This is a genomic window from Serratia grimesii NBRC 13537, from assembly GCF_001590905.1.
Classification (GTDB): domain Bacteria; phylum Pseudomonadota; class Gammaproteobacteria; order Enterobacterales; family Enterobacteriaceae; genus Serratia; species Serratia grimesii.
Genome location: NZ_BCTT01000017.1, coordinates 70,318 through 82,767 on the forward strand (window position 1 = coordinate 70,318; position 12,450 = coordinate 82,767).

The following is a 12,450-nucleotide window of genomic DNA, read 5'->3' on the forward strand; positions in this document are numbered from 1 at the left end:
TTATCTATGACGTTATGGTCGGACATCGCTTTGTACGGTGAGTGTATAACGTTCACGATATTGCGATCAGAATACCGATGATGCTGATTATCACGACCCAAAACCATTTAGAGGTTTTTTCCGGTTTCCACTCCTCACCATACTCAACCTGATAACCGGGTTTACGATCCTTATTATTCATCCTATTCCTTGGGATCCTACATCCATAAACACTTCGCATTTATTTTAAGATAATTCTTAACGTGATTGAATCGAATCTGCTTTTTTGGGTAAAAATCCTAATAGTGGGTGACGATAAAATGGTCTAGTCGAGGGTAGATGTCGACATAAGGCTGCGATAATTATCGTTGCATTATCAATGTAGTGCTTTTTGTCTCAATAGATTGAAAACCTTTTTCTCCATGTTCGTTCACACCGAGTGATCGCACCTGTTAAATTAATGCTGTCTATTTTTTAAATTATTGTGTTGATGATGCATGCCAGATGTCGTTTTAATTATTTATTTAATCACCGACATTACGTCGCATTAATATTTTTATCGGGCCTGATGCTGATGTGTTTTTACAGAGTGGTATAGGTTTTTGTATCCGTTCTTTTACATGGTAAACATAATGATAACCTTATTAAAACAATCTTGTTTCCACCTGATTTTGTTGGGCTTTTTTAATTATAAAAACTAACTATCTGTGATCCTAATCCCTCAATGAAAATGAAAAGAAGTGAATTATTAATCATCTTAACAATAAAATGAGGTTCACATGTTATTTACGATTCAACTTATTGTCATACTGATCTGCCTCTTTTACGGAGCCAGAAAGGGTGGGATTGCACTGGGGTTACTCGGCGGTATTGGATTAATCATACTGGTTTTCGTTTTTCATTTGCCCCCAGGGAAACCACCGGTTGATGTGATGCTGGTTATCATCGCCGTGGTGGCTGCGTCAGCGACGCTACAAGCATCAGGGGGACTTGATGTGATGTTGCAAATTGCAGAGCGTTTACTGCGACGTAACCCTAAGTATGTCTCCATTGTTGCGCCGTTTGTTACCTGCATTTTGACCATTCTCTGTGGTACAGGGCACGTGGTATACACGATATTGCCCATCATCTATGACGTGGCAATCAAGAACAACATTCGCCCGGAAAGGCCGATGGCTGCCAGTTCTATTGGTGCGCAGATGGGGATTATTGCCAGCCCGGTGTCAGTGGCCGTTGTATCGCTGGTTGCCATGTTGGGCAATTTTACCTTTAATGGTAAACATCTGGAGTTCCTTGATCTACTGGCGATTACGATACCATCTACCCTGTGCGGCATTCTTGCTATTGGTATCTTCAGTTGGTTCCGGGGTAAAGATCTGGATAAAGATGAGAAATTCCAGAGCTTCATTTCTGATCCGGAAAACTACAAATACGTATACGGTGATACAGCAACCTTATTGGATAAAAAGCTCCCGACCAGTAACTGGGTGGCGATGTGGATTTTCTTGGCTACCATCGTTATTGTCGCGCTATTAGGTGCTTTCTCTGAACTGCGTCCATTAATTAATGGAAAACCACTCTCTATGGTGTTGGTTATCCAGATGTTTATGTTGTGTTCAGGTGCAGTAATCATTATTGCTACTAAAACAAACCCCGCGACTATCTCTAAAAACGAGGTTTTCCGTTCAGGGATGATTGCCATAGTGGCTGTTTATGGTATCGCCTGGATGGCAGAAACAATGTTTGGCGCCCATTTGAAAGAAATTGAGTCGGTGCTGGGCACCATCGTCAAAGAATATCCTTGGGCCTATGCCATCGTTTTACTTATCGTTTCCAAGTTTGTTAATTCGCAGGCTGCTGCACTTGCTGCGATTGTTCCTGTAGCACTGGCCATCGGTGTTGATCCTGCTTACATCGTTGCTTCTGCACCGGCTTGTTATGGTTACTACATTTTACCGACCTACCCAAGCGATCTGGCCGCCATTCAGTTCGACCGTTCGGGAACGACAAATATCGGACGGTTTGTGATTAACCACAGTTTCATCATGGTAGGCCTCATCGGGGTGTCTGTATCGTGCGTAATGGGGTGGGTCTTGGCTGCTGCATACGGGTTCCTATAACGGATCTGTCGCAGCGATTGGTTATGTGGGGAGAACCTCACGGTCGATGAGATCGTGGGGTGAGGGCACGGGGTGTTCTCTGCTCAGGGTACGGCCTTCATCGCCATGTGATTGGTGTATCGATATAAAAGATAAAAGCCCTGACAATTGCTGCCAGGGCTTTTATGGTACTATTGACTTCAAATTTAACATTAATAAACTTACTAATTTCTTACTGCTAAGGTTCTATCGTTAAATGTACACGTTTAACACAGATAATATTGGGTTAACTCAATCCTCCCTCTATTTACCAGTTTAGATTCTCGCCAATCTCAATACTCGAAGATTTGGCATATTAAACAAGTACATCTCCCCTCGCGATATAGACTCTTTGATGCGTGGCCTCACTTCCGTTGCGATCCTGTTGCACTAACTCGAAAAATGATCGCAAACAAACAACAATAAAAACATGGCCTTACATCATCGCGTTTTGGTTCACACCCTGCGATTGTAGATACTGACTACGTGGCCTTAAAGCGTCATAAAATGTGAGTATTGTTTTCTCTACATTAATGGCCCATACAAAAATCACTTCGTGGCCTTTATCGCAAAAATAACTTTATCAACTTAACTTTAATACTTTCACTATTAACAGCAAGCTATTGTTTCGCTGCTGATGATTACTAATCTACTTGTTTTCGAATGGGTGTCAATACTGTTTTTAATAACATGTTTTTAATGACATGTCTTTATTAACAGTATCTATAGTAATCATCAGTTAAGCGTCGCTGAGTACATATTTTTTTATCAATAGTATCTGTTCCGATGGTATTTATTATGCTGGTTTTCTGTGCGGAAGGGGGCAGTCGTAGGGCCGTTTTTCTGTTTCCTTAGTGAGGCAAAATGATGACGGTGGAAGTGAGAGGGCCATTGGGGAGCGATATGTTTCGCAGATGTAAGCTGTTGGTGTCTGAGGCAGCCCATTGCAGGTGCAATGGGCTGTTTCACCACATCAGGGCTTGGTGATAAACCGCGCCAGCCGTTGATGCAACTGGTTGTTCTCTTTACGTAAATGTTCGATCTCTTCCAACAGTGTCAGCGTAACCGCAATACCGGGCCAGTCGAGCGCCAGCTCGCGATGCAATTGCTCGGCACGATGGAAAGTGATCAGTGCGCGATCGTCGAAGATCCACTCTTCAGTTGTGAGATCACGCGGTTGAATCATGCCTAACCCCACGATTTCCGTGAGTTCATCTTGTGAAACGCCGGTATGCAGGCAAAACTCGGTAATGGTGAAAGTTACTTTTACGTTAGCCATTTTGCTTACTCCACTCTTTACGTGGATCAAAGGTCTTCTGCGCTTCTGCCAGCTGTTGCCACAGTGCAGCGCTTTTCTCGTCCGGTTTTGGTGGCATCATGACTTTGATCACTGCGTATAAATCCCCGGTTTCTTTTTTTCCGACCAGGCCTTTTCCCTTGATGCGTAAACGCTGTCCGGTTTGGCTCCCGGCAGGGATGGTCAACAGAATACTGTCTTTCAGGGTCGGTACGGGGACCTTGGCACCTAACGCCGCTTCCCAAGGCGTTACTGGCAGAACGATCTCAAGGTTGTGGCCGACAATGTCGAACAGCGGATGGGGAGCAATGCGGATAATCAGGTAGAGATCACCGTTAGCGCCGCCGTCAGTGCCTGGCGCACCCTGGCCCTTCAGGCGAATACGCTCACCATCGCCAACGCCGGCGGGAATTTTCACATTAAGGGTTTTAGGAATTTCCTGCTCTACCATGCCGAAAGCGTTATACACCGGCAGGCTATAGCGAATAGTACGGGTTTGCTCCGCTTGTGTTTCTTCCAGGAAGATGGCGACTTCCATTTCAATATCTTGGCCGCGCATGCCTTGGCGCCTTTGGCGATGTTGCTGAGCACGTGCATGTTCACCGAACATAGAGGAAAAGATATCGGAAAAATCTTCAGCACTATGGGCATTGCCATGACTATGTTGCGTCTGGCGGCCAAAGTTGGGGTCGTTACGGTGTTGCAGAAGTTGATCGTATTCAGCGCGTCGTTCGTCGTCTTTCAGAACTTCATAGGCTTCGGCGACCTGTTTGAATTGTTCTTCGGCATCTGATTCGGTGCTGACGTCGGGGTGATACTTTCGCGCCAGCCGGCGATAGGCGGTTTTGATTGCCTTAAGATCGTCTGACGGCTTAACCCCTAAAATGGCATAGTAGTCCTTGAATTCCATAGCGTTATCATCTCACTTCAATTTTTCGTCAGGGGAAATCGTTGAGCCTGCATTGGGTGAAACTTTACTTATAGTAGGGCAGTTGGCTGCCGAAGTACCGGCCTAATTGTGTGGCCTGGCAGCCAAATGTCAGAGAAAGCGGAGCGGGGTAGCTCCGCTGATAGGTCATGCGCGTTTCAGCTGACGGGCAACCTGGAATAAGCTGAACGAGCTGAACAGCATTTCGATACCAACGATGGTGGTCACCAGCACCACGGATGTCATTGGGTCAGCGCTGAACAACAGCCAGGCAATGGCCAAATCCAAAATACCAATCACAAATTGCAACCAGCTTCCTGGAACATCGCGCAGTTTATATCCGGCGACCAGGCGTACAATCCCTCCCAGTGCAAACAAGACCGCGAGATAAACCGCCATGGCGAAAATGCCGACTGCAGGGTTGGTGATAAATACATAGCCGATAATAAGGTAAGCCACCCCGAGCAGAATACCGCCGATCATTGGCCAGGTATTTTGCACTCGGTTGGCAATCATACCGAAAATAAGCGCGACGCCGCTCAGCAGCAAGAAAATGCCCACGACCATGCTGATTGCCGCGCCGGAGGCAAAGGGGCTGAACAGACAGAAAAGACCGCCCAATAGCAACAATATTGAGATGATTAACAGCGGGGTGCGTTGTTTCTTTAAGCTCTGTTCGTCGATAATCAACGAATGACGATGGCCCATATTTAGCATGATATAACTCCCTTGTTTTGAATGTCCTGTACAGTTTCACTGACTATTATAGTGGAACACTCCACTTTGGGGATGATGCTTCGATGCGGCGTATTTTTTGTCGGTATCCAAAAGAGCTGTGCAGGTGGATTACATAAGGTTTTTCATGGCAGACGTGCCAGAATAGATAAAAGCCAATGCGGCTATGTTGACTGAGATAATAGATACCCAATGATAGACCGCTCCCGCTTACTGAAATTTTTGCTGCCTTATCTCTGGCCCAAAGATAACCCGAAGTTACGTTACTACTTGGTTATCGCCTTTATTTTCATGGTGATATCTAAGGTAAGTACGACGTTAGTGCCGCTGGCGTACAAAGCTATGATCGACGCTTTGAGCGGTGAAACTGCCAAAATGCTGGCGATACCCATTGGTTTGATCCTGGCTTATGGCGTTGCGCGCGTCGGTGCGGCGTTATTTGAAGAACTGCGCAACGTGATGTTTGTGCACGTCAGCCAGAATGCTACCCGGTTGTTAGGGCTGCGTGTGTTTAGGCAATTACATGCGCTGAGCCTACGCTTCCATCTGGAGCGCCAGACTGGTGGGTTATCTTTATCGATTGAGCGTGGTACTCAGGCCGTTGCGACGGTACTTTCACGGCTGTTATTTTCTATTTTCCCCATCCTGTTCGAAATCACCCTGGTGTCGGTGATTATGTGGCATCTGTTAAACGGCTGGTTTGCTCTGGCAATTTTAGCAACGGTCGGCTGCTATATTCTGTTCACCGTGATGGCGGTCAGTTGGCGTACTCGCTTTAGACGCGAACTCAACCAAGCCAATGCTGACGCCAATACCAAATCTATCGACAGCCTGTTGAATTATGAGACGGTTAAATACTTCGGTAACGAAGACTTTGAGGCTGACCGTTTCAACATGTCACGCCGCTTGTATGAATATGCCGCGATTAAGAACCAGTTCAGTTTTACCGCCCTCAACCTCGGGCAAACCGCCATTATCTCTATCGGGTTGATCGTGATGATGGCGATGGCAGCGCAGGGCATCGTACAGGGGCGGATGACGGTCGGTGACTTTGTGTTGGTGAATGCCTATCTATTACAACTCTACCAGCCGCTCAATTTCTTCGGCTTTATTTATGCTGAAGTCAGGCAGGCGTTGATCGACATGGAAAACATGTTCGATTTGCTACAGGAAGAGCAGGAAATTGTCGATAAGCCAGATGCGGTGGCGCTGCAATTGAATGCCGGTGAAGTGTGCTTTGATTCGGTCAGTTTTGGCTATGATGCGCGCCGACCCATTCTGAAAAATGTCAGCTTTACCATTCCGGCGGGCAACACGGTAGCCGTCGTGGGAGCCTCGGGTGCCGGCAAGTCTACGCTGTCCCGGTTACTGTTTCGCTTCTATGATGTGAACAGCGGGACTATCTCGATTGACGGTCAGGATATCCGCAGTTTGAAGCAGGCCAGCCTGCGTGGGGCGATTGGTATCGTGCCGCAGGACACTGTACTATTCAACGATACTCTGGGCTACAACATCGGGTATGGTAAAACGGGCTCAAGCCAGGAAGAGATCGAACGGGCAGCCAGGTTAGCGCATATTCACGACTTTATCGTCAGTCTGCCTGACGGGTATGAAACCCGCGTGGGCGAGCGTGGGCTTAAGCTGTCGGGTGGTGAAAAGCAGCGGGTGGCGATTGCACGCACTATCCTGAAAAACCCGGCGATTCTGGTGTTTGATGAGGCAACCAGTGCACTGGATACCCAGACCGAACGCGAAATTCAGTCCCACTTGCGCGAGGTGAGCCGTGATCATACGACGTTGGTTATTGCGCACCGCCTGTCAACGGTCGTCGATGCTGATGAAATTATCGTGTTAGAGGCGGGGGAAATCGTGGAGCGTGGACGGCATGAGGCCTTGCTGGCCAGCAATGGCCGCTATGCTGCCATGTGGCAAAACCAATATAACGACGAACAGCCGTCCTGACGATACACATCCCCAGGCGGTCCCACCTGGGGAGTCACGCGGTTAAAGATCGCCGGTCAGGTACTGTGCCACGCCGTTACCGAAACTCCAGTCACCTTTACCGTTAGTGATAATCGACACCATCAAATCACTGCCTTCAATCCCGCAGCTTTCCTGTAACTCACGGCTGAGTTCAGCATAAAATTGCTGTTTCTGTTCTTCAGGCCGCGGGCTGGTAATCACCCGAACGACCACCAGATTGCGAGTGCGGATCAGATCAAGGCCAGTGTCTTCTATCACCATATGGTGCGCTTTGTTTTCATGAACAATCTGGTAGCGATCACGCTGCGGCACCTTAAAGGCGCTGAGTACTGCACGATGGGCTGCGTCGAGCAGCGTTTTCAGTTCGGCTTCGTTGCGACCCTCGATAACGTCAAAGATAAGTAATGGCATTTTCATAATCCTGTCAGTGAGTTAATGATTTCATGGATGTGCAGGGCAGCGTTTTGTCATCGCCTTTTAGGTTCCATCTTAGCCATGCTCCCGTGTGGGAAGAAGCGCTATACTTGAATTCATTGTTTATATAAATGAACAGTCATGATGAAAAATCCCAGAATAGATACCTTGTGGACCCATTTGCACTGGCTCACCGTGTTGGCTGAACAGGGGAGCTTTACACGTGCGGCAGAGCGGCTGGATGTCAGCAAAGCCGCAATGAGCCAAAAAATTAAAGAGATCGAAACGTTAGCCGGGGTGCCATTGGTACAGCGCACCACGCGCAGTGTCAGACTGACCGAGGCGGGATTGAGGTTGGTGGAGGAGTTGCGTCAGCCTTTTGCGCAAATAAAGCAGAGTTTCTCTGGTATTTGTGATTCAGGCGGGCCGCTGCGTGGCACTGTACGCGTGACAGCGCCCGTGGCATTTTCTCGCCAGCAACTGGTACCGCGTATTACCGGTTTTCTGCGTGCGAATCCAGAGGTGCGGGTGCAGCTTGAGGTTTCTGATCGGCTGGTGTCATTAACCACCGAAGGGTTTGATTTGGCTATCCGCCACAGTGATAACCTGCCCGAAACACATGTCGCTTGGCGGCTTTGCCGGACTGAAACACTGGCGGTGGCGTCGGCAGACTATGTGAAACGTCATGGGATGCCGCTATCGCCGAGCGATCTGCAAGAACATCAATGCCTTTACTACCCTCGTCAGGGTGAACAGCCCGGCTGGAGTTTTGTCACCAAACATATGCAACAAGGCAACGAGGAAAAGGTTCACGTGCCTGTCAGTGGCCCGTTTGCGACCAATAATAGTGAATCGATAAGGGATGCGGCTACTGAAGGCTTGGGGATTGCCTTGCTGCCTGACTTCAGTGCACAGCAGGCGCTTGCAGACGGAAGGTTGATCGAAGTACTGCCGGATTGGCGGCCGGTCGATTCCTTTGCTGACAGTCTTTATGTCGTAAGGCCCTATGCGCCCCAGGTTTCGCGCGTGGTGACGGAGTTCAGTCACTATTTGCGTGGTGTTTTTGCCGACGGCTTTTCCTAGGTTGATAATCTAACCACGATTTGCGGTTTTGCGGATGGTTGAATATTTATAGGGCGCGATAAACCGTCCCGATCGTTATTCAAAGCAGGGTGGTCTGGTGTATTGCTGTGATTCACATCACGCTACACGTATTTTTACGATTCAGTCGCGTTAATGTAATTGTCAGAGAGTGACTTCCCCAATGGAGTTAATAAGTAACGTTATTTCTGGATAAATGGCATAAATTCAATGGATAAAAATGCTTCAAAATATCGATATGTTAAATGCAATAATAAATAAATCTAACATGTGAAACGTTAATATATTTATGAAAACGACGAATTAAAGCAATTCGATGGCGTAAAGAGTACCTGGCGAAAGAAGTTAATATATAAATAACAGCGCAGTAAAATAAGCAGTGTTAATAATAACCCACCTGTAATGTACCCGATGTCAAGATTTCCTGGTGACCGCTACGGCCCAGTTGACAGCCTGTTCGCTTACGATAAATTTAAATCGTTAACATGTTAATAACATCCTGGTGAAATGAAAGGCTCGCTAATTTGGCTTGTCATCCAGGGGTTGTGAACAAGGATATCGTCATTGATGAGCTTACTAACAGGCAGATCACACTATGAAAAAATCGGCGGGATATGGTTCGGCAGTAAATGAGGAAAACAGATTACTGGTGATTCTCTTTTTCGTTTTTGGCTGCGTTTTTGTTGATCGTTTAACCATATCTTTCTTATTCCCCATGATAGCTGCCGATTTGCAACTGAGTAATGTGCATCTTGGCACCTTGTCTGCCGTCTTGGCGCTAACCTGGGCATTGTCGGGGGCAGGATTAGGGGCAATTGCCGACCGTTTTAATATCCGTAAACCCATGCTCATTGCCTCTATTGTGGTGTTTTCTCTATTTTCTGCCTTGTCGGGGTGGGTCAATGGTTTCGCCATGTTGCTGATATTCCGCGCGTTGATGGGGATTGCTGAAGGGCCTGTATTGCCGATTGCACAGTCATTAATGGTGGAAAAGTCGCAACCACAACGGCGTGGATTCAATATGGGCTTGATTCAAGGCGCCGCACCAGGGTTATTGGGGGGCATTATTGCGCCACCACTTATTATTTACTTGGCACAAAAGTGGGGATGGAGCATGGCTTTCCATCTGACAGCCTTACCGGGGATTATTTTGGCCTGGTTAATTTATAAATATGTTGATGGCAAAAAGAATCCGTCTTTTGCTGTGGAACCAACAGCAAAGAATCAGTCGGAAAAGGCCGCTTACACTGAGCTATTCAAAATTAAAAATGTGGTGCTTTGCATCCTGATTTCTTGCGTATTCGTCACCTGGTTTATGGTCATTATTACCTTTACGCCGAGCTTTTTGGTGACCGCTCGTGGCTTCAGCGAGCGGTCAATGGGCGGCATCATGAGCGCTATAGGTGTGGCGTGGGTTTTCTGGGGGGTTGCGGTACCGGCAATTTCAGATCGCATCGGTCGTAAGCCGACATTGATTTTTTTCTCACTGCTGGCGATTTGCTGCCCACTGTTTCTGAGTTACGTCGATAACCTGTGGCTTTTGGGCGGGTTGGTGTTTCTGTCTTATACCGGTTTGGGATGTTTCACATTGTTTATGGCGACAATTCCTTCGGAAACCGTATCGAAGGCCCGCATCGCCACTGCGCTGGGACTGGTGATGGGCATTGGTGAAGTCATTGGTGGCTGCCTGGCACCTTTTACCGCAGGTTTTATCGCCGATCGTTACGGCTTGGTCAGTGTGATGTGGCTGGCAGCCATTGGGGCTGCTTGTGCCGTGGTATTAAGTTGTTTTCTCGATGAAACGGCCCCCGCAGTGGTTAGCCGAAAAACGTTGAAAAGTCAGGGTATCGCCGACGTCTGAAACGGTTTTTTACCCCTATGTACTCAAGGAGAACGAGCATGTCTTTAAATCCGTCAGTATTGAATCAGAACGCCGAGCCAGAGTGGAAGAACTATGACGATTTTGCCAGGGGGATTGATACTAACCGCCTGCCGCCGACCCAGGACTGGCGCGGAAAAACGTTGCAGATGGTGTTTGAACATGGTGAAGAGATGACGTTGCGTTTCAGTGCTGATCAGCAACGGCTGCACTGGACTTGGCAGGGAGAGCAGGGGGAAGACGCGTACGAGGAGGTCCGTACTTCTCCTTCACAATACTTCTTTAATATTCCTTTGCAGATACCAGGCAATGAATGCCTGACATTCGTGCTCAACGTGGATAGCGGACGAGTACTGATGGTGCGTAGCACGCTGTTGCCTGAACAACAGGTGACGAATGGCTCCCGCCTGGGGCAAACATTCAATGTTGGTCAGAGGGTGGGTATTACGCCGAGCGGCTTGGCTCCTCACTTGACCCGTGAGCTGCTGGGCTACCGCACGTTGAATATTTACAGCCCTAATCATTATTACGAACATTTCTACGTTAATACCGAACGTTATGCCTGGCAGAACCTGCGCGGTGAGCAGTTTGGCCACGGTGATATGGATTACGCCACATACTATAAATTTGCGGAGGACCAGTATTTATTCACCTTCCGGGAAAAGATTATCCCGGTTTGCTCGGTGTTCTTTTTCGACTTTACCCTTGGCCGCTGTACAGGGATATTTCTTGGACTGGATGCTGCCGGCAAGGTGTTAGTGTCCCCCGCCGGCGCTTTCATTCACAAGATGAGTTACAACACCTATCCCGACGGGGTACAACCCCTGTAATCAGCGGTTATTAACCAGAGCGTCGGAGTTGATGTCCGCGATAGTTTTCGCACCGATCAGCGTCATGGCGACGCGCATTTCTTTATCAATCAGTTCGAGCAGGTTGGCGACGCCAGCCTGCCCGGCTGCCGCGAGCGCATAGGCAAAGGCGCGTCCCAGCAATACACCGTCTGCACCCAGCGCAATCATACGCACCACGTCCAGCCCATTGCGAATGCCAGAGTCGGCGAGGAGGGTAATGTCACCTTTCACCGCGTCGGCAATCGCCGGCAATGCATGGGCGGTTGATAACACGCCGTCGAGTTGCCGGCCACCGTGGTTGGAAACCACAATGCCATCGGCACCGAATCGCACCGCATCCTTGGCATCTTCCGGATCCAGAATGCCTTTGATGATCATTGGGCCTTGCCAGAATTCACGGATCCAATCCAAATCTTTCCAAGAGATAGAGGGATCGAAGTTGGTGCCTAACCAGCCAATATAATCTTCGAGGTTGGTCGGTTTACCACGGTACGCCGAGACATTGCCCAAATCATGCGGTTTGCCGCACAACCCGACGTCCCAAGCCCATTGTGGATGTGTCACGGCTTGCAGTATGCGTCGCACGGCAGCGTTAGGGCCACTCATACCTGAGTGTGCATCACGGTAACGTGCACCGGGCACGGGCATATCGACAGTGAATACCAAGGTTTTTACCCCAGCGGCTTTAGCGCGTTCTAACGCGTTACGCATAAACCCCCGGTCTTTCAGTACGTACAACTGGAACCACATCGGTCGATCGATTGCCGGTGCCACTTCTTCAATTGGGCAGACTGAAACCGTAGACAAGGTAAAAGGGATGCCTTTCTGCGCAGCGGCTTTGGCTGCCTGCACTTCACCGCGGCGGGCGTACATCCCCGTCAGACCGACGGGACCGAGGATCACTGGCATTGCCAGTTTTTCACCGAACAGACTGGTTTCCAGGCTGAGGTCTGACATATTACGCAGTATGCGCTGGCGCAGGGCAATACCTGCCAGATCTTCTGTATTGCGTCGTAGCGTATGCTCCGCGTAGGCCCCGCCGTCAATGTAATGGAACAGAAAAGGCGGAAGCTTAGCCTGTGCTGCGGCCCGGTAATCGGTTGATGCGGAGATGATCATATTTTTACCTTATTTCGATAACGTGC

General features: G+C 48.5%; 11 protein-coding genes. 5 read left to right on the plus strand and 6 right to left on the minus strand.

What is annotated here, in order from left to right; genetic code table 11:
* Positions 1–52 precede the first annotated feature (52 nt).
* Positions 53–181 carry a hypothetical protein gene (locus SGR01S_RS24575; protein WP_255212243.1) on the minus strand — a complete coding sequence of 43 codons (129 nt, stop codon included), beginning with the start codon at positions 179–181 and terminating at the stop codon, positions 53–55.
* A gap of 577 nt (positions 182–758) precedes the next feature.
* Here SGR01S_RS24575 and SGR01S_RS20345 point away from each other — a divergent pair.
* Positions 759–2,099 (plus strand): anaerobic C4-dicarboxylate transporter, encoded by a 1,341-nt coding sequence (locus SGR01S_RS20345; RefSeq protein WP_061808427.1) that lies wholly within the window; start codon positions 759–761, stop codon positions 2,097–2,099.
* A 991-nt stretch (positions 2,100–3,090) separates the two neighbouring features.
* On the opposite strand, the gene cbpM is transcribed toward SGR01S_RS20345, so the two are convergent.
* From cbpM to SGR01S_RS20360, 3 genes are all read right to left on the minus strand, one after another.
* Positions 3,091–3,396 carry a chaperone modulator CbpM gene (gene cbpM, locus SGR01S_RS20350; protein WP_037418335.1) on the minus strand — a complete coding sequence of 102 codons (306 nt, stop codon included), beginning with the start codon at positions 3,394–3,396 and terminating at the stop codon, positions 3,091–3,093.
* Complete coding sequence (gene cbpA / locus SGR01S_RS20355) at positions 3,389–4,324, minus strand: curved DNA-binding protein (protein ID WP_037418338.1); 936 nt, start codon at positions 4,322–4,324, stop codon at positions 3,389–3,391. The genes cbpM and cbpA overlap by 8 nt, the downstream gene beginning before the upstream one ends.
* 165 nt (positions 4,325–4,489) lie before the next feature.
* Positions 4,490–5,059, minus strand: coding sequence for an HdeD family acid-resistance protein (locus SGR01S_RS20360; protein WP_037418340.1), 570 nt, complete (start codon positions 5,057–5,059; stop codon positions 4,490–4,492).
* 213 nt (positions 5,060–5,272) lie between these two features.
* On the opposite strand from SGR01S_RS20360, the gene SGR01S_RS20365 reads away from it, so the two are divergent.
* Entirely contained in the window at positions 5,273–7,039 is a 1,767-nt protein-coding gene (locus SGR01S_RS20365; protein ID WP_061808461.1) for an ABCB family ABC transporter ATP-binding protein/permease, read from the plus strand.
* 42 nt (positions 7,040–7,081) lie between these two features.
* On the opposite strand, the gene SGR01S_RS20370 is transcribed toward SGR01S_RS20365, so the two are convergent.
* Positions 7,082–7,471 carry a tautomerase family protein gene (locus SGR01S_RS20370; protein ID WP_037418342.1) on the minus strand — a complete coding sequence of 130 codons (390 nt, stop codon included), beginning with the start codon at positions 7,469–7,471 and terminating at the stop codon, positions 7,082–7,084.
* 147 nt (positions 7,472–7,618) lie between these two features.
* Here SGR01S_RS20370 and SGR01S_RS20375 point away from each other — a divergent pair, with 147 nt between their 5' ends.
* From SGR01S_RS20375 to SGR01S_RS20385, 3 genes are all read left to right on the plus strand, one after another.
* The gene (locus SGR01S_RS20375) at positions 7,619–8,557 is read left to right on the plus strand and encodes a LysR family transcriptional regulator (RefSeq protein WP_061808462.1); all 939 of its coding nucleotides are present in this window, start codon (positions 7,619–7,621) and stop codon (positions 8,555–8,557) included.
* 613 nt (positions 8,558–9,170) lie between these two features.
* On the plus strand, positions 9,171–10,436 hold the full coding sequence (locus SGR01S_RS20380; protein WP_037418344.1) for an MFS transporter: 1,266 nt from the start codon (positions 9,171–9,173) through the stop codon (positions 10,434–10,436).
* 38 nt (positions 10,437–10,474) lie between these two features.
* Positions 10,475–11,284, plus strand: a complete 810-nt coding sequence (locus SGR01S_RS20385; protein WP_037418348.1) for a MoaF C-terminal domain-containing protein — start codon at positions 10,475–10,477, stop codon at positions 11,282–11,284.
* Here SGR01S_RS20385 and lldD read toward each other — a convergent pair whose 3' ends face one another.
* A complete protein-coding gene (gene lldD, locus SGR01S_RS20390) occupies positions 11,285–12,424 on the minus strand; it encodes an FMN-dependent L-lactate dehydrogenase LldD (protein ID WP_061808428.1) in 1,140 nt (379 codons plus the stop codon).
* Positions 12,425–12,450: the final 26 nt, after the last annotated feature.

Excerpts from the sequence above, each read along its gene's own strand:
- SGR01S_RS20360 (WP_037418340.1), bottom strand. The coding sequence starts at position 5,059 with ATGCTAAATATGGGCCATCGTCATTCGTTGATTATCGACGAACAGAGC.
- SGR01S_RS24575 (WP_255212243.1), bottom strand. The coding sequence starts at position 181 with ATGAATAATAAGGATCGTAAACCCGGTTATCAGGTTGAGTATGGTGAG.
- SGR01S_RS20345 (WP_061808427.1), top strand. The coding sequence starts at position 759 with ATGTTATTTACGATTCAACTTATTGTCATACTGATCTGCCTCTTTTAC.
- SGR01S_RS20370 (WP_037418342.1), bottom strand. The coding sequence starts at position 7,471 with ATGCCATTACTTATCTTTGACGTTATCGAGGGTCGCAACGAAGCCGAA.
- SGR01S_RS20375 (WP_061808462.1), top strand. The coding sequence starts at position 7,619 with ATGAAAAATCCCAGAATAGATACCTTGTGGACCCATTTGCACTGGCTC.
- cbpM (WP_037418335.1), bottom strand. The coding sequence starts at position 3,396 with ATGGCTAACGTAAAAGTAACTTTCACCATTACCGAGTTTTGCCTGCAT.
- cbpA (WP_037418338.1), bottom strand. The coding sequence starts at position 4,324 with ATGGAATTCAAGGACTACTATGCCATTTTAGGGGTTAAGCCGTCAGAC.
- SGR01S_RS20380 (WP_037418344.1), top strand. The coding sequence starts at position 9,171 with ATGAAAAAATCGGCGGGATATGGTTCGGCAGTAAATGAGGAAAACAGA.
- SGR01S_RS20385 (WP_037418348.1), top strand. The coding sequence starts at position 10,475 with ATGTCTTTAAATCCGTCAGTATTGAATCAGAACGCCGAGCCAGAGTGG.
- lldD (WP_061808428.1), bottom strand. The coding sequence starts at position 12,424 with ATGATCATCTCCGCATCAACCGATTACCGGGCCGCAGCACAGGCTAAG.